This is a genomic window from Shinella sp. WSD5-1 (assembly GCF_963942435.1).
Classification (GTDB): domain Bacteria; phylum Pseudomonadota; class Alphaproteobacteria; order Rhizobiales; family Rhizobiaceae; genus Shinella; species Shinella yambaruensis.
In genome coordinates, this window is the sequence record NZ_OZ012596.1 from 322,943 (window position 1) to 339,645 (window position 16,703).

Below are 16,703 nucleotides of genomic sequence, written 5' to 3' on the forward strand. Positions count from 1 at the left end.
GTTAAAATCTTTCAAACGCACCGCGGTTTGTCGTGCCGGAAATGCAAAAGGCCCCGCACCATAGCGGGGCCGCATATTTTCAGCCTTACCGGCAGAAATTGACAGCAGAACAACCGGCCGCCTCACCGGTACCCGTCAATATTCCTTCTCGTAAAAGATGCCCGCGCCGGCGCTGCCGGCGCTGCCGGCCTCGCCGCGCAGCTTCAGGCCGCGGCCGACATCGAGGTTGATGACCGCCTTGGCGCCGTTCGTCTCCGGGTCCTGCTTCAGTTCGATATAGGTCCGCTCGTTGAGATATTTGCCGGCGGAGACCGCCGCCCGGCCTTCCGCATCCGTCGTGATGTCGAGATCGTCGACGCCAAGTTTGCTGCGCAGGCTGTCGAGCAGGCCGGTCGAACTGCCGCCGGCAAGCTGGCTCGCGGCGGAGGCGAGCTGGGCGATCTGCACCGCGGAAAGGTTCGACATCGAGCGGTTGAAGATCAGCTGCGCCAGGATCTCATCCTGCGGCAGCGAGGGCGAGGAGGCGAAGGTGACCGTCGGGTTGTTGGCAAGGCCGGCCACCGTCACCGTGATTTCCGTCGAGCCGGCCGTGCTGGCGGCCACCAGATTGACCGTCGGCACGAGGCCGCCGGCAAAGCCGATATGGGCGCTGGTGAAATCGAGACGACGCGTCAGGATCTCCATGCGCCCGCGCTCCAGCTCGAAGCCGCCGGACACGACCGGCGAGGCGGACGTGCCGGTGATCTTCAGGCTGCCGCCGAGTTCCGCATTGATGCCGCGGCCGCGCACGAAGAGCTGGCCCGGCGCCTCGATGGTGAGGTCGAGCGCGATGCCGCGCGAGGCGCCGCTGCTGCCCTGGTCACGCTGCACGTCCGCCGTCATGCGCTTGACGTCGGCCGGCGCGTTGCGGTGCTTGATGTCGATCTCGGAGAGCGAGGCCGGCAGTTTCTGCGGAATGGTGATGTTCGCCTTGTTGATGCGCAACTTGCCGCCGAGCGAAAGCCCCGCCACCGGCCCCTTCAGCGTCAGGTCGCCCGCGACATTCGCCGTCACCAGCGTGCCGTCGACATAGGTGATGTCGCCGAGCTTGATGGCGACGTCCACCGGAAAACCGCTGGCCGGATCGATGCCGACGCGCCCGCTGGCCGAAAGCTGGCCGCCGCTGGCGAGCCTGCCGGAGACCGTCTCGATCACCGCCTGCCGCCCGTCCATGGTGACGCGGATCGTGAGGTTCTCCACCGCGAGGTTGCGGCGCACATCGACGAGCCGCGCGCCACCGGCGGTGATGCTGCCGGTGATCGAGGGTGCGGCCGCCGTGCCGCCGATGGAGACATCGACATCGGCATTGCCGGTCAGGACGAAGCCCTGGGCGGAAAGCTGGCCCTGCAAGAGGCCGAACGGCACCGTGCCGTTGAACTTGAGCCCGAGCGGCGTCGCCCCGCCGATGCCGACCGTGCCGCCGCCGCGGAAGGAGAGGCCGCCACCGCCCGAAAGCACCGTATCGAGCCGCACCTGGTTGTTGGCGAATTCCCCCTTGGCATTGATGGTGAGCGCGCCGATGCCCGCGCCGCGGGTCTGGCTCGTCACGGCCCCGTCCCAGTCCAGCGCATAAGTGACGACCGGCGCCGCCGCGCGGCCCTTCACGGTGACCGTGCCGCCGATCGTGCCCTCCGCACCGAGGCCGGCGGCGAAATTGTTGACGAGCGCCGCCGGCAGCGCCGAAAGGCGGACGGACAGATCCAGCGTCTCGCCCGCGCGGCCGGAGACCGTGACGGAGCCGCGGCCGGCCTGGATCGTCAGCCCGTCGAGCACGGCGACGCCATTGGTGACGCCGATCGTCGCCGGCCTGGCCAGTTTCAAGGCAATGCGCCGCGGGGCAGTCTCGAAGGCCTCGAGGGCGACGTCCAGCCCGCCGTCACGCTGGATGACCTTGCCCTTCGTCAGAAGCGGCGCGTCGTCGAGGCGGCCGGTCAGGTCGAAATTGGTCGCCTGCCCTTCGCGCGAAAAGTCGAGCTTGAGCGCTTCGAGCCGGTTCTCGCCCGAGGCGACCCGCTCGGCGCGCACCGTGCCGGTGATCGCCGCGGTGGAAAGATCGGCAATGGTGAGGTCGACCGCCGGCCTGGTGATGCTGAGCGTATCACGCCGGATGGCGGAACCCGAAGCCTGGACGGTCGCGGATGTCCTGCCATTGCCGGTCGCGATTTCCACCTGGCCGGAGAGATCGCCGGCCGCCTGCTGGCCCGCCATTGCGGCGAGCAGGCCGAGATCGGGGAAATCGAAGCGGATCGTGCCGTCCGGCATGAAGTTCTGCGCCAGCGCAAGCGAGCCCTTCAGCGTGTTCGGGCCGATTTCCGCCTCCAGCACCGGCACGGAGATGCGCCCGCCCTGAGAGGTGATGCTGGAGCGCACATTGATCGGCTGGCCGTCGAGCGCACCGGTCGCCGTCAGCTCACCGGACGGGCTGTCGGCGACGGCCTTGCCGGTCAGCGTCACCACGAGGTCGCTGAGCGTGCGGCCGGAGAGGGTCGCCCCGCTCGACGTGACCTTGGCGGACACGTCGAGCCCCGCGACGGGGCCGGTGGCGGAAAGCTCGAAGGCCGCCTCGCCCGCCGCATCGGCGAGCAGCTTGCCGAGGTCCAGCACCTTGCCGGTCAGCGCGGCGTCGAGCGTGCCGTTGCCGAGCGACACCGTGCCCGCCGTCTCCAGCGTGCCGGACTTGACCTGCAGCCCGGAGACCTGAACGGCGCCGTCACCCGCCAGCTGGACCCGCCCCTCCATCGCGATCGTCGTGTCGAACTTGCCGGCCAGCGCCGGCGGCAGCACGGCCGGCAGCGCGAAGAGGCGGAAATTGACGTCGGCCTCGCGGCTCGTGAGCCCGTAGCGGCCCGACAGCGTACCGCCGATGCTGGCGCTTTCGAGCGTCGCGGGATCGAAGGTGATCTCGTCGGGCGAGACGGCAAGTGTCGCCACCAGCTTTGCCGGTCCCTTCACCATGCGGTCGACATCGGCGCTGGCAAAGGCCGTCACGCCGGTTTCGAGCACCGCGTCGATGCGGCCGGACTGGCTGGCGACGTTGAAGGCCTCGCTTTTTGCCGTGAGGCGGATGTTTTCCACCCGACCGGCCGGCAGCTCGGCCGAAACGACGGTGGCATTGGCCTCGAGCGCCGCCGCGGTCGCCTCGCCGGTGAGCGACAGGTCGGCGCCCTCGATCAGCACGCGCGCATCGCCCTCGGCGAGCGGCCAGCGGAAATCGATCGGTCCATCCTTGCCGGAAAGCTTGACGTCGAGGTCGTTGGCGCCCTTGGCGCTGACGGTGCCCGAGGCGGCCAGCGTCATGGCCCCCGTCGAGATCGAGCCCTTCTCGATGCGCAGCATGTCCGAGCCGTCGAAGGCAGCGACGACATCGATGCCCGTCTCGCCGGCAAAGAGCGGGCGAAGCTGCGGCGGCATCAGCGCATCGAACGTGCCGCCGCCATTGAGGGCGATCGTGTGCAGGCCGTTCGCCGAAAGGTCGTGGCGCCCGTCGACCCGCAGCATTTCCGTGCCGTCCAGCGCGGCGGAAAGCCGACCCGTCCATTCGGAGAGCGGGCCGTCGCCCGTCAGGCGGATCGCGACGGCGGGGTCGTTCGGCAGCTTGAGCAGCGCCGCGAGCAGCCCGCCCTTCGGCTCGGCGACATCGGCCTCGAGGCGAAGCTCGTTGTCGGCGGGATTGAAGACGATATCGGCGGCGACGCGCGCATCCGGCCGCGCCTTTTCCGAGGCGGAGAGCTTGATCGCGACACTCTCGGCGGTCGCATCGCCGCTGCCGGAGACGACGATGCGCTGGTCGCGGCCGGCGACCGTGCCGGAGACGAAAAGCTCCGGGATCGCCAGCGCGCCGACATGCACCTCCACCGGCAGGGTGAACGGTTCGTCCGATGGTTCCGACTCGGCCTTCGGCTCCGGCAGGCGCAGCAGGGAAACGGAAGAGGCGGAGACGCGCTCGGCCTCGAAGCTGAAGAACAGAAGCTCCCAGGGCGACCAGTCGACGGCGAGGTCGCGGATTTCCGCATAGGTGCCCTTCGCATCCCCGACCGTGATCGTGCCGGCCCGGAGCTTGCCCGTGAGCAGGCCCGAGGGCTCGCTGATCGAGATCACCTGCCCGCTCGCCGCGGCGATCTTTTCCACCTGCGAAACGGCAAAACGCGCGCCCGCATCCGTAAAGCCGACAAAACCGATCAGCCCGGCAAGAAGGACCACGAGAACGGCAAGGCCATAGCCGATAAAACGGAGCGTGGCGCGGAGAATTCGGGACAGCCTGTTCATGCCTTATCCATTTCGCGTGCGAAGAGCGCAAGGAATCGCTCCGGTCCGTCTTGAATCTGAATCGCGCGGCCGATCAAGAGCCTAGACGAAAATTGAGGCGACAGTCAGAAGGATTGGCCGATGCCGGCATAGACGCCGAAGGAGGTGCCGCCGGGATATTTCTTCAGCGGCACCGCGACATCGAGGCGCAGCGGCCCGAACGGCGTCGCATAGCGCAGGCCGATGCCCGCGCCGGCCCGGATGTCCTTGAAATCGGGTACTTCGTCGGTCGAGACCGTGCCGACGTCGATGAAGGGCACGACGCCGATCGTCTCGGTGACGCCGATGCGCGCCTCGGCCGTGGCCGCGACATAGGAACGGCCGCCGAGCAGCTTGTTGCGGCCGTCGCGCGGCGAGATCTCCTGGTAACCGTAGCCGCGCACCGTACCGCCGCCGCCGAGGAAGAAGCGCCGCGTCGCCGGAATGTCCGAGAGGTCGTCGCCGCCGATGATCGTGCCGGCGGCAAGCTTTCCGGCCAGCACGAAACGCTTTTCCTCGCCGAACGCCTGGTAGCCCGTGATCGCGCCTTCGAAGCTGGAGAAGAAGGTGCCGCGCTCGATCTCGTAGCTCGGCTTCGCGTTGATCATCGCGCGATAGCCCTCGGTCGGGTTCAGCTTGTCGTCGCGCGTGTCGCGCACATATTCGATCGGGATGGCGAGCGTGAGATACTTGTTCTTGCCGAAAGCGTCCTCGACATCGCTCCACATGACCTCGCCGCCCGCGCTGACCGTGTCCCTATCGGAAAGCTCGATGCTGACGCCGGCGGCAGCCGTTGTGGTGAAGGCCTTGTAGGCATCGGGATCGACGATCGAGGCCTTGAGGCTGGCATTGAAGGTCGAGGCCGGTCCGAACGCACCGGGCTTGGAGAAGAGGATGCCCGCCGAATAGTCGAGATTGCCGATATCCGACTCGCCGATCCGGCTGACCGAGCCTTCCAGGCGCAAGGACTCCGCCTGGCCGAAAAGGTTGCGATGCCCCCAGTAGCCCTGCAGGCCCAGGCCATCCGTGTTCGAATATTGCGCGCCGACGCCGAAATAGCGGTGCTTGCCTTCGGAGACCTCGATGGTCATCGGCAGCGAGCCGTCCGGCGCCAGCTTGTCGGCCTCGCGGATCGTCACGCTGGAGAAGACGCCGAGCGTGCGCAGCCGCTCGGCCGCCTTGGTGAGCGCTTCCGGCGAATAGGGTTGGCCGGCATTGATGCGCGAATAGCGCTGCACGAAGGCTGGATCGACCGTCTTGGTGCCGGAAACGCCGACCTCGCCGACGGGCGCGACCGGTCCGCCCTCGGCCTCGATCACCACGTCGACGGTCTGCGTCTTGTGGTCGGCCGTCGCATTGCGCTCGGTGAGCCTCGCCAGCGGCCGGCCCTCGGCCTTCAGGTCGACGACGACCTTTTCGCCGGCTTTCAGGATGAGGGTGGAATCGGCCCGGGCGCCGGGCACCAGCCCGTAATCGGCGGGATTGCGCCCCTCCGCATCGCCGGAAAAGGCGATCTCGCCGAAGGTGAAGGCCGGGCCGGGCTCGACGCTGATCGTCACCGGAACGGCGCCACGCTGGTTGAATTCGGGGTTGGGCGGCAGCGAATCGAGATCCTGCCCGCCGACCGTCACGGTCACTACGCCGCCGTAGCGGGCCTTTTCATAAAGCGCCGCCAGGATGCGGTCCCGGTCGTCGCGCGCCTTGATGACGAGGCCGAGATCGCCGGACACCGGCTTGCCCTCGTCCTGCTTGAGACGGGCGGTGTTCTCGATCGCCTCCTTGAGATCGGCGTCGTCCGTGCCGGGATCGAGCGTCAGCGTGTAGTTGACGGGATCGATGACGGCGGCGGCCGCTTCCTCGTCGTCGTTCTCGAAGAACTTCATGCCGAAGATCTCGAAGGCCGAGGCGGGCGCGGCGGACAAGGGGCCGCATACGAGGGCGGCCGCGACCGCGAGCGCGGTTCCAGCTCTCAAAAACGCAAAACTCTTTTCCGGCCGGTTCACTTTATCCCGCATCCGCAGCTATCCGTCGCCTTTCTCCCTCAGGTGCGGTGCACGCGGCAAACCGACAGCTTCCGTCACGAACTTCAGGCGCCCCGCCTCATACGGGGCTTTCAGGCAGGAAAAGACCCTAACGCGTTAGGTTTTCCGTAATGTTAACGGCGGTTTTACACGGATGGAGACAAGATTTGAAGCACCGGAGCGGTGATTTTCCGTCACCCCCGGAAAAGCAAAAGCCCCGGAGACACTCCGGGGCTTCGCATAGGTTGCATGAACCGACGGTCAGTAACCTGACGGGCACCGGTCGATGTAACGGCGGCCGTAGCGGTCACGGTAGTAGCACTGGCCCGGCTGTTCGGAGACGCTGCCGATGACAGCACCCGAGACGCCGCCGATGGCCGCGCCGACGGCGGCACCGCGCACGTTACCCGTGACAGCGCCACCGATGATCGCGCCGGAGACGGCGCCGATACCCGCACCCTTTTCCGTCTGCGTGCAGCTGGCCACGGCCAGGCCGACCAGAACGAGCGCAATGACTTTCTTCATGAAGATATTCTCCAAAGTTGAGCGGCGGCCGCGTTTGCCGGGTCCGCCCTATCCCCTTCTACTCAGGAAACATACCGCGGCCGTCTTCAACGGTGAGGTTTGTCCAAGACCGAAAATATACCCGGAAATCGGGAAGTCCATGGCATTCAACTATTTTTTTGACATGCGAATAAATATCGTTTCCATTTCGTTTGATTGCTCCCGGCCTGTCGACCGGTCACGAGAAATTTCGCGATTGCCTGAAAGTACCGGTTGATCGCCGCCGCAAAAAGTCAAATGATATGACTGTTGATGCCGCGCCGGCGGTCGGAGGAACGGCCGGCGGCATCCCGCTACGAATGCAATGCACGCGAACAGACAATGCTGGTGTCGTTTGATCCCAGGCCCGCGTCGTGAGGACGCCCGCTGCATGTGACGTCGGATCGATCGCCCCAGCGGACAGTGAACCGCCAGGGAGGAACGCATGGCGAAAGTGGCAATGACCGTCAATGGCCGGAAGGTAAGCCGCGAGTGCGAGGACCGCACGCTGCTTGTCCATTTCATCCGCGACCAGCTCAGTCTCACCGGAACCCATGTCGGCTGCGATACGTCCCAGTGCGGGGCCTGCGTCGTGCATATGGACGGCAAGGCGGTGAAGAGCTGTTCGATCCTGGCGGCCCAGGCCGCCGGCGCCGAGATCCTCACCATCGAGGGCCTAGCGGCCAATGGCGAGCTGCACCCCGTCCAGGCCGCCTTTAAGGCCAATCACGGCCTGCAATGCGGCTTCTGCACGCCCGGCATGGTGATGAGCGCGGTCGACATGATCAACCGCTACGGCGCAAGGCTCGACGAGAAGACGGTGCGGGAAAACCTCGAAGGCAATATCTGTCGATGCACCGGCTACCACAACATCGTGAAAGCCATTCTGGCCGCCGCCGAGGAAATGGGTGCGGCAGGCCGGCAGGCCGCGGAATAACGGGGAGGCGAATAGGGAATAGCGAGTAGCGAATAGGGCGAAAGACGCCCCGCACCCGCCCCCCTATTCGCTACTTCCTACTCGCTATTCGCTCATTCTCTGGAGGAGATGAAGATGGGTGTCGAAGGCATCGGCGCGCGCGTCGCGCGAAAGGAAGACAAGCGGTTTCTCATGGGCCAGGGCCGCTACACGGACGACATGTCCGTGCCGGGCATGCGCTATGCGGCCTTCGTGCGCTCGCCGCATGCGCATGCGAGGATCAGGAGCATCGATACGTCGGCGGCAGAGGACATGCCCGGCGTCATCGCCGTGCTCACCGGCAGAGAGATGCTCGACGACGGCATCGGCAACCTGATCTGCGGCTGGATGATCCACTCCAAGGACGGTTCGCCGATGAAAATGGGCGCCTGGCGGCCGATCGCGCACGAGACGGTGCGCTATGTCGGCGACGCCGTCGCCGTGGTTGTCGCCGACAGCATGGGCGAGGCGCGCGATGCGGCCGAGGCCGTCCTCGTCGACTACGAGGTGCTGCCGGCCGTCACCGACGCCGTCAGGGCACTCGAAGCCGGCCAGCCGCAGCTCCACCCCGAGGCGCCCGGCAACCTCATCTTCGACTGGCAGCTCGGCGATTCCGACGCCACCGATGCGGCCATCGCCGCCGCCGCCCATGTCACGGAGATGCGGATCGTCAACAACCGGCTCGCGCCGAACCCGATGGAACCGCGCGCCGCGCTCGGCATCTATGATTCCGCCGAGGACCACTACACCTGCTACACGACCAGCCAGAACCCGCATGTCGCCCGCCTCGTCATGAGCGCCTTCTACAATGTCGCGCCGGAAAACAAGCTGCGGGTCATCGCCCCTGATGTCGGCGGCGGCTTCGGCTCGAAGATCTTCATCTATCCGGAGGAGATCGTCTGTCTGTGGGCCTCCAAGCGCGCGGGCGTGCCGGTGAAATGGACGAGCGACCGCACCGAGGCCTTCCTCACCGATGCGCACGGCCGCGACCATGTCTCGACCGTCAAGATAGCCTTCGATGCCGACAACCGCATCACGGCCCTGAAGGTCGACACGATCGCCAATTTCGGCGCCTACATGTCGCTCTTCTCCTCCTCGGTGCCGACTTACCTCTATGCCACCCTGCTCTCCGGCCAGTACGCCATCCCGGCCATCCATGCCAATGTGCGCGCGGTCTACACCAACACCGCCGCCGTCGATGCCTATCGCGGCGCCGGACGGCCTGAGGCGACCTACCTGCTCGAACGCACCATGGAGACGGCGGCGCGCGAGCTCGGCGTTTCGCCGGCGGAGCTGCGCCGCATCAACTTCATCCGCGCCTTCCCCCACCAGACGCCCGTCATCATGAACTATGACGCCGGCGACTACGAGGCCTCGCTGGAAGCCGCCATGGCGGCCGCCGACTGGAACGGCTTTCCCGCCCGCAAGGCGGAAGCCGCAAGCCGCGGCATGAAGCGGGGCATCGGCATGAGCTGCTATATCGAGGCCTGCGGCATCGCGCCGTCGGCGGCGGTCGGCTCGCTCGGCGCCGGCGTCGGCCTCTGGGAATCGGCCGAGGTGCGCGTCAACGCCGTCGGCACGATCGAGGTTCTGACCGGCTCGCACAGCCACGGCCAGGGCCATGAGACGACCTTCGCCCAGCTCGTCGCCGAACGCTTCGGCGTGCCGATCGACAGCGTCTCCATCGTGCATGGCGACACCGACAAGGTGCAGATGGGCATGGGCACCTACGGCTCGCGCTCCGGCGCCGTCGGCATGTCCGCCATCGTCAAGGCGCTCGACAAGGTGGAAGCCAAGGCCAAGAAGATCGCCGCCCACCTGATGGAGGCCGACGAGAGCGACATCGTCATCGAGAACGGCGCGCTGAAGGTCGCCGGCACGGACAAGTCGGTGCCGTGGTTCCAGATGGCGCTAGCCGCCTATACCGCGCACAACCTGCCCTCCGGCATGGAGCCGGGCCTGAAGGAAGGCGCCTTCTACGACCCGTCCAACTTCACCTTCCCGGCCGGCTGCTACATCGCGGAAGTCGAGGTCGATCCGGAAACCGGCAAGACGACGATCGTCCAGTTCGTCGCCGCCGACGATTTCGGCAACATCATCAACCCGATGATCGTCGAGGGCCAGGTGCATGGCGGCATCGCCCAGGGCATCGGCCAGGCGCTGCTCGAAGGCGTGCACTACGATCCGGAGACGGGCCAGCTTCTGACGGCGAGCTACATGGACTACACCATGCCGCGTGCCGACGACCTGCCCTCCTTCAAGGTCTCGCACCAGGTGACGCCCTGCCCGGGCAATCCGCTCGGCATCAAGGGCTGCGGCGAGGCGGGCGCCATCGGCTCGCCGCCGGCGCTGATCAACGCCATCACCGACGCCATCGGCAACAATGACCTCACCATGCCGGCAACGCCCCAGAAGGTCTGGGCGGCGGCGCTGGCCGCCGGCAACTGACGGAGGACGCCATGTACGCCACGAATTACCATCGCCCCTCCTCGATCGCCGAGGCCGTCGCCCTGCAGTCCTCTTCCGATGAGGCGAAATACGTCTCCGGCGGCATGACGCTGATCCCCACCATGAAACAGCGCCTCGCCGCCCCGTCCGATCTCGTCGACCTCCGCCACATCGCGGAGTTGAAGGGCATCTCCGTCAACGGCAGCCGGGTGCGCATCGGGGCCGGCACGACGCATGCCGAGGTCTCGGCCTCGCCCGAGCTCGCGGCCGCCTGCCCGGCGATCTGCCACCTCGCCGCCCATATCGGCGATCCGCATGTGCGGCATATGGGCACGATCGGCGGCTCCATCGCCAACAACGACCCGGCCGCCGACTACCCTTCCGCCATGCTGGCGCTGGGCGCGACGATCGTCACCAATGCCAGGGAGATCCCCGCCGACGACTTCTTCACCGGCCTCTTCGAGACGGCGCTGGAAGACGGCGAGATCGTCGTCGCGGTGACCTTCGACACGCCGGCGAAAGCCGGCTATTCCAAGTTCCCGAACCCGGCCTCGCGTTATGCCATGACCGGCGTCTTCGTGGCGAAGGCGCAGGACGGCAGCGTGCGGGTGGCGGTGACGGGCGCCGGCGCCAACGGCGTCTTCCGCCATGCCGGGCTGGAAGCCGCGCTTTCCGCCGACTGGTCGGCCGATGCTGCGGCAAGGGTGACCGTCGATGCCGGCGACCTGCTCTCGGACATCCACGGCAGCGCGGAATATCGCGCCAATCTCGTGAAGGTCATGGCCAAGCGCGCCGTCGCCGCCGCCTGACCCTTCGAAAAACTTGAAACTGTTCGATTAAAAGGACGGTTGAGGCCGTCCTTTTTTCATGCAGACTTGACATGCATCAACAGGAAATGGCCTTTGGGGGCTTAGGATACATTGGAATGGTTCAAAGGTGGCGCCGATTTGCCGCAGCGGATACCGTTGCGGGAAAAGGGCGACTGATATAGCCGATTGAACGACCGCCAACGACGATGATGTCCGGGTTTCCGCCGGACAGGAGACTCTGGATGGACTTCGAGACCTACTTCAAGAACGAGCTGGACGGCCTGCATCAGGAAGGCCGCTATCGCGTTTTCGCCGACCTGGAGCGCCAGAAGGGCAATTTCCCGAGGGCGACCCGCCACACGGCGAACGGCCCGCAGGACGTCACGGTCTGGTGCTCGAACGACTATCTCGGCATGGGCCAGCATCCCAAGGTGACCGAGGCGATGAAGCTCGCCATCGACCAGTGTGGCGCCGGTGCCGGCGGCACCCGCAACATCTCCGGCACCAACCATTACCATGTCCTTCTGGAGCGCGAGCTCGCCGACCTGCACGGCAAGGAATCGGCCCTGCTCTTCACCTCGGGCTACGTGTCCAACTGGGCCGCGCTCGGCACGCTCTGTTCCAGGATCCCCGGCATCATCTGTTTCTCCGATGCCGGCAACCATGCCTCGATGATCGAGGGCATCCGCCATTCGAAATGCGAGCGGGTGATCTGGAAGCACAACGACCTGAAGGATCTTGAAGCCAAGCTTTCCGCCGCCGATCCGAAGGCGCCGAAGCTGATCGCCTTCGAATCTGTCTATTCCATGGACGGCGACATCGCCCCCATCAAGGAGATTTGCGACCTCGCCGACAAATACGGCGCGATGACCTATCTCGACGAAGTGCATGCCGTCGGCATGTATGGCCCGCGCGGCGGCGGCATTGCCGAACGCGAAGGCCTGATGCACCGCCTCACCCTCATCGAGGGCACGCTCGGCAAGGCCTTCGGCGTGATGGGCGGCTACATTGCCGGCTCGGCGGCGCTCTGCGACTTCGTGCGCTCCTTCGCCTCCGGCTTCATCTTCACGACGTCGCTGCCGCCGGCGATCGCTGCCGGCGCGGCCGCGGCCATCCGCCATCTCAAGGAAAGCCAGGTCGAGCGCTTCGCCCACCAGGAGCGCGTGCGCAAGCTGCGCGGCCTGCTCGACCGCAGCGGCATTCCGCACATGCCCAATCCGAGCCATATCGTGCCGGTCATGGTGGGCGATGCGGCCAAGTGCAAGTGGATCTCGGACCTGTTGCTCGACAATTTCGGCATCTACGTCCAGCCGATCAACTATCCGACCGTGCCGAAGAAGACCGAGCGCCTGCGCATCACGCCGACGCCGCTGCATTCGGATGCGGATATCGAGCATCTCGTCGGCGCCCTGCATTCGCTCTGGTCGCGCTGTGCGCTCGCCCGCGCCGTCGCCTGACGGCGCGGCGTAAGCCGGTACTATCCGATGAGCCCGGCGGCCACCCGCCGGGCTTCTTCGTCCGCGGCAAATACGTCGTCCATCGCGGCGGCCGGCGGCAGGTGGGCGAGCCTGTCCATCACCGCCTCGGCAATATCGGCCATTGCGAGGAAGCCGATGCGCCCGCCGACAAAGGCGTGGAACGCCACCTCCTCGGCCGCATTCATCACCGCGCCCTGCAGGCCGCCGCGCGTGAGCGCCGTACGGGCCAGGCGCAGCGCCGGGAAGCGCTCTTCATCCGGCGCCTCGAAATCGAGCCGCGACAGTTTCGCGAAATCCAGCCGGTCGACATTGAGCGGCGAACGCCCGGGATAGGTCAGCGCATAGCCGATCGCCGTGCGCATGTCCGGCGCGCCGAGCTGCGCCAGCACCGAGCCGTCGACATAACCGACCATCGAATGGATGATCGACTGCGGATGCACCACCACCTCGATCTGGTCCGGCCGAACGTCGAAGAGGTGCTTCGCCTCGATCATCTCCAGCGCCTTGTTGAACATGGAGGCGCTGCCGATCGAGATCTTGAGGCCCATCGACCAGTTGGGATGAGCCCGGGCGATATCGGCGGTGACATCGGCCATCTGCGCGCGGCTCCAGGTGCGGAACGGCCCGCCGGAAGCCGTCAGCACGATGCGCTCGACCGCATAGCGCTGGTCGTCCTCCAGCGCCTGGAAGATCGCGCTGTGTTCGCTGTCGACCGGGATGAGCCGCCCGCCGCCCGCGGCGACGGCCCGGACGAAGAGGTCGCCGGCCGAGACGAGGCATTCCTTGTTGGCGAGCGCGATGTCCGCGCCCTTCCTCGCCGCCGCCAGCGTCGGCGCGAGGCCCGCCGTGCCGACGATGGCCGCCATCACCCAGTCCGCCTCGCCGGAGGCCGCTTCCAGCAGCGCCGCGCGTCCCGCCGCCGCAGCAATGCCACTGCCGGCAAGCGCCTCCTTGAGCGCGCCGTAGCGGCTCTCGTCCGCCGTCACCGCCATCGTCGCCCCGCACTCCTTCGCCTGCGCGGCGAGGAGATCCACGTTGCCGTTGCCGGTGAGCGCCAGGACCTCGTAGCGCTCCTGCCCGCCGAGCTGGCGCACCACGTCGAGCGTGCTGGTGCCGATGGAGCCTGTCGAGCCGAGAATGGTGATACGGCGCTTTTGCCGCGCGTCGGAAGCCATGGTGAAGTCCGCGATTTTCTTGTTATCGACAAAAGGCTCTACAGGCGAAAGACGCCTGCAACAAGTCATGGAAATGCTGTAAAGCGAAGGCTGCGCCCGTCTTCGCAAACCCGTGCTTGACCTTTTCGCCCGGACGGCCATAACGTCCCGGCAAAGCGGTCTTCCGCCCCGACGCGATTGGAGAAATCTGTGTACCGACGCCTGAGAGTATGGACCCTCGCCTGCCTCGCCTTCGCGGCGGCAGCTCCGGCCTATGCCGACGAGCCGGTCCCGGGCGGTCTCGGCGGCACCTGGCTGGCCGAGGATATCGGCGGCAACGGTGTGATCGACGACCTGCAGACGACGCTGGAGGTCAAGCCGGACGGGTCCTATGGTGGCAATGGCGGCTGCAACACCTATCGCGGCAAATTGAAGGTGCAGAACGGCAACATCGCCTTCGCCCCCGCCGCCGCCACGCGCAAGATGTGCGCGCCGGCCATCATGGACCAGGAGCAGAAGTTCTTCGACGCGCTCGGCACCGTGACCTCGTGGAAGCTCGAAAACGGCATCCTGCACCTGACGGGCAAGGAGGGCGCCCCCGCGATCCGCCTCGCCGGCCTCAAGAACAACACCGACATCGTCATCCGCCTGCCGGGCCCCGAACAGAGCGTGGCGCGCGAGACGATCAACTACCAGTGCGACGCCGAGCAGCGCGTCGTCGTCGAATACATCAATGCCGGCACCAATTCGCTCGCCGTCCTGAGGATCGCCGAGGAGACGGTCATCGCCGCCAACGTGCTCTCGGCCTCCGGCGCCAAATATGCCGGCGGCCAGTATGAATGGTGGACGAAGGGCGACGAGGCGACGCTCTACGACCTGACCAGGGGAGAGAACGCGCCGGGCGTCAACTGCCGCAAGACCGGCTGAGCCGGCCGGTCATTGGAGGGGGGGGACATCGCATGCCCACATTCCGCGTCGGACAGAAGGTCGTCTGCATCAACGACCGCTTCAAGAACGTCTCGATCGACCAGGGCATCCGCAAGGGGCAGGTCTACACGGTCCGCTGGACCGGCCACTACCGCCACTATGTCGACGGCGATTTCTACGGCATCAAGCTGATGGAGCTCTACCGCGGCAAGGACGACGGCCCGGAAGGCTACGGCGCCGACGACATGCCCTTCCGCGCCACCCGCTTCCGCCCGCTCGTGTCCGACCGCATCCGCAGCATGCTCGGCATCAAGGCCCCGCAGCCGAAGGTCGTCACGAAACCCTCCGCCATCCCGTCCATCCGCCCGAAACCCCGCGTCGTCACGCCGGAGCGCGAGACGGAAGACGTCTGACGCGGCTCCTCGCGGGAACAGCGACCTGAAGCGATTCGCGCCAACGGCTTCGGCGTGCGAGGCGTACAGGAACACGAAGGTGAAGGGCCGGATGCGTCACATCATTCTCATCGCCGCCATCGCCCTGCTCGGCGCCTGCACGGCCGGCCGGCCCGCAAACTGCGTCGTCACGCCTATGGACCTCGTCGAGTGCCATGAGAGGTGAAGGCCCTGTGGAAGCGAAGCGGGCGTCATTCCTGAATGACGAAACAAACCGTCGGTGATCCGCACCGTCCTGAACGGCGCGGCACCACGAAAGCCTCGAAAATGAGTGGTGATCCCGCCGCGATTCGAACGCGGGACCCCCAGATTAGGAATCTGGTGCTCTATCCTGCTGAGCTACGGGACCACTGATTGCACCCATACAAAAGCCGGGGCTTTTAGCCAAGTGGTTTTCAGGCGGGAAGGCGGCTTTCGGCGAGCTTGACCCAGTAGCTCACCCCATGGGGGATGGCGTCGTCGTTGAAATCGTAGGCCGGGTGGTGCAGGCCGGCGCTGTCGCCGTTGCCGAGGAAGACGAAGGCGCCCGGCCGGGCGAGCAGCATGTAGGAGAAATCCTCGCCGCCCATCATCGGGTCGAGCGCCGGGTCGACGGCGGCCTCGCCGGCGATCTCGCGCGCGACGGCGACGGCGTGGCCGGTCTCCTCGGGATGGTTGGCCGTGACGGGGTAGTTGCGGTGGTAGCCGACCGTGATCTCGGCGCCGTGGGCGGCCGCAAGGCCGTCGCAGACCTGGCGGATGCGGGTTTCCGCCTCCAGGCGCATTTCGGCGCTGAGGGTGCGCACGGTGCCGGCAAGCTGCGCCGTCTCCGGGATGACGTTGTGGGCGAAGCCGGCGTTGAACTTGGTGACGGAGACGACGAGGGACGCGATCGGGTCGGCGACACGCGAGACGATGGTCTGGAGCGCGGAAACCACCTGCGCGCCGATGACGATCGGATCGACCGTCTTGTGCGGCAGGGCCGCATGACCGCCGCGGCCCCTAACCGTGATGCTGAACTCGTCGGTCGCCGCCATGATCGGGCCGGGGCGTGTGCCGAAGGAGCCGACCGGCATGCCGGGCAGGTTGTGCATGCCGTAGACCTCGGCAATGCCGAAGCGTTCCATCATGCCGTCCTTGACCATCTCGTTGCCGCCGCCGCCGCCCTCTTCGGCCGGCTGGAAGATGACCGCGACATTGCCGGAGAAATTGCGCGTCTCGGCAAGGTATTTCGCCGCGCCGAGCAGCATGGCCGTGTGGCCGTCATGACCGCAGGCATGCATCTTGCCCCTGGCGGTCGAGGCCCAGGGCTTGCCGCTCGTCTCCTCGATCGGCAGCGCATCCATGTCGGCGCGAAGGCCGATCGTGCGCCCCTCGCCCCTGCCGCGGATGAGGCCGACGACGCCCGTGCGGCCGATGCCGGTCACGATTTCGTCGACGCCGAATTCACGCAGCTTCCCGGCCACGAAGGCGGCGGTCTTCTCCACGGCGAAGAGGATTTCCGGCTCCCGGTGGATCTGCCTGCGCCATTCAGCGATTTCGTCCTGCATCTCTGCGGCGCGGTTGAGGATGGGCATGCAACACTTCCTGTCATTTCGGCCGCAAAACCGGCCA

At 66.5% G+C, this 16,703-nt stretch carries 11 protein-coding genes and 1 tRNA gene; 6 read left to right on the plus strand and 6 right to left on the minus strand.

The genetic code is table 11. The annotated features are described in order from the left end of the window. Nucleotides 1-135 precede the first annotated feature (135 nt). From AABQ55_RS01555 to AABQ55_RS01565, 3 genes are all read right to left on the minus strand, one after another. Nucleotides 136-4,305 (minus strand): translocation/assembly module TamB domain-containing protein, encoded by a 4,170-nt coding sequence (locus AABQ55_RS01555; RefSeq protein WP_272807023.1) that lies wholly within the window; start codon nucleotides 4,303-4,305, stop codon nucleotides 136-138. A 104-nt stretch (nucleotides 4,306-4,409) separates the two neighbouring features. Continuing rightward, nucleotides 4,410-6,338, minus strand: coding sequence for an autotransporter assembly complex protein TamA (locus tag AABQ55_RS01560; RefSeq protein ID WP_272807024.1), 1,929 nt, complete (start codon nucleotides 6,336-6,338; stop codon nucleotides 4,410-4,412). Nucleotides 6,339-6,605: 267 nt separating this feature from the next. Further along, the gene (locus AABQ55_RS01565) at nucleotides 6,606-6,869 is read right to left on the minus strand and encodes a YMGG-like glycine zipper-containing protein (protein WP_064331830.1); all 264 of its coding nucleotides are present in this window, start codon (nucleotides 6,867-6,869) and stop codon (nucleotides 6,606-6,608) included. Between the two features lie 463 nt (nucleotides 6,870-7,332). Between AABQ55_RS01565 and AABQ55_RS01570 the strand changes: the two genes are divergently transcribed. The 4 genes from AABQ55_RS01570 to hemA all read left to right on the plus strand — a co-directional run bounded on the left by AABQ55_RS01570 (nucleotide 7,333) and on the right by hemA (nucleotide 12,556). Next, nucleotides 7,333-7,824, plus strand: coding sequence for a (2Fe-2S)-binding protein (locus tag AABQ55_RS01570; RefSeq protein ID WP_244769222.1), 492 nt, complete (start codon nucleotides 7,333-7,335; stop codon nucleotides 7,822-7,824). A gap of 114 nt (nucleotides 7,825-7,938) precedes the next feature. Further along, nucleotides 7,939-10,290 (plus strand): xanthine dehydrogenase family protein molybdopterin-binding subunit, encoded by a 2,352-nt coding sequence (locus tag AABQ55_RS01575; RefSeq protein ID WP_272807025.1) that lies wholly within the window; start codon nucleotides 7,939-7,941, stop codon nucleotides 10,288-10,290. An 11-nt stretch (nucleotides 10,291-10,301) separates the two neighbouring features. Continuing rightward, the gene (locus AABQ55_RS01580) at nucleotides 10,302-11,099 is read left to right on the plus strand and encodes an FAD binding domain-containing protein (RefSeq protein WP_272807026.1); all 798 of its coding nucleotides are present in this window, start codon (nucleotides 10,302-10,304) and stop codon (nucleotides 11,097-11,099) included. A 242-nt stretch (nucleotides 11,100-11,341) separates the two neighbouring features. Next, nucleotides 11,342-12,556 (plus strand): 5-aminolevulinate synthase, encoded by a 1,215-nt coding sequence (gene hemA / locus AABQ55_RS01585; RefSeq protein WP_244769219.1) that lies wholly within the window; start codon nucleotides 11,342-11,344, stop codon nucleotides 12,554-12,556. 20 nt (nucleotides 12,557-12,576) lie between these two features. Here the strand turns inward: hemA and dxr are convergent, their stop codons facing one another. Continuing rightward, on the minus strand, nucleotides 12,577-13,752 hold the full coding sequence (gene dxr / locus AABQ55_RS01590) for a 1-deoxy-D-xylulose-5-phosphate reductoisomerase (RefSeq protein WP_272807027.1): 1,176 nt from the start codon (nucleotides 13,750-13,752) through the stop codon (nucleotides 12,577-12,579). Nucleotides 13,753-13,941: 189 nt separating this feature from the next. Here dxr and AABQ55_RS01595 point away from each other — a divergent pair, with 189 nt between their 5' ends. Next, a complete protein-coding gene (locus AABQ55_RS01595) occupies nucleotides 13,942-14,658 on the plus strand; it encodes an META domain-containing protein (protein ID WP_272807028.1) in 717 nt (238 codons plus the stop codon). A gap of 32 nt (nucleotides 14,659-14,690) precedes the next feature. Then, nucleotides 14,691-15,071, plus strand: a complete 381-nt coding sequence (locus tag AABQ55_RS01600; protein WP_272807029.1) for a CAP-Gly domain protein — start codon at nucleotides 14,691-14,693, stop codon at nucleotides 15,069-15,071. Between the two features lie 311 nt (nucleotides 15,072-15,382). Here AABQ55_RS01600 and AABQ55_RS01605 read toward each other — a convergent pair. Then, nucleotides 15,383-15,459 (minus strand) — tRNA-Arg (locus tag AABQ55_RS01605). 46 nt (nucleotides 15,460-15,505) lie between these two features. Then, a complete protein-coding gene (locus AABQ55_RS01610) occupies nucleotides 15,506-16,666 on the minus strand; it encodes a M20 aminoacylase family protein (protein WP_272807030.1) in 1,161 nt (386 codons plus the stop codon). Between the last annotated feature and the right edge of the window lie 37 nt (nucleotides 16,667-16,703).

What these genes read in the sequence shown, in the direction of transcription:
- AABQ55_RS01555 (WP_272807023.1), bottom strand. Translation starts at nt 4,305, where the DNA reads ATGAACAGGCTGTCCCGAATTCTCCGCGCCACGCTCCGTTTTATCGGC.
- AABQ55_RS01560 (WP_272807024.1), bottom strand. Translation starts at nt 6,338, where the DNA reads ATGCGGGATAAAGTGAACCGGCCGGAAAAGAGTTTTGCGTTTTTGAGA.
- AABQ55_RS01565 (WP_064331830.1), bottom strand. Translation starts at nt 6,869, where the DNA reads ATGAAGAAAGTCATTGCGCTCGTTCTGGTCGGCCTGGCCGTGGCCAGC.
- AABQ55_RS01570 (WP_244769222.1), top strand. Translation starts at nt 7,333, where the DNA reads ATGGCGAAAGTGGCAATGACCGTCAATGGCCGGAAGGTAAGCCGCGAG.
- AABQ55_RS01575 (WP_272807025.1), top strand. Translation starts at nt 7,939, where the DNA reads ATGGGTGTCGAAGGCATCGGCGCGCGCGTCGCGCGAAAGGAAGACAAG.
- AABQ55_RS01580 (WP_272807026.1), top strand. Translation starts at nt 10,302, where the DNA reads ATGTACGCCACGAATTACCATCGCCCCTCCTCGATCGCCGAGGCCGTC.
- hemA (WP_244769219.1), top strand. Translation starts at nt 11,342, where the DNA reads ATGGACTTCGAGACCTACTTCAAGAACGAGCTGGACGGCCTGCATCAG.
- dxr (WP_272807027.1), bottom strand. Translation starts at nt 13,752, where the DNA reads ATGGCTTCCGACGCGCGGCAAAAGCGCCGTATCACCATTCTCGGCTCG.
- AABQ55_RS01600 (WP_272807029.1), top strand. Translation starts at nt 14,691, where the DNA reads ATGCCCACATTCCGCGTCGGACAGAAGGTCGTCTGCATCAACGACCGC.
- AABQ55_RS01610 (WP_272807030.1), bottom strand. Translation starts at nt 16,666, where the DNA reads ATGCCCATCCTCAACCGCGCCGCAGAGATGCAGGACGAAATCGCTGAA.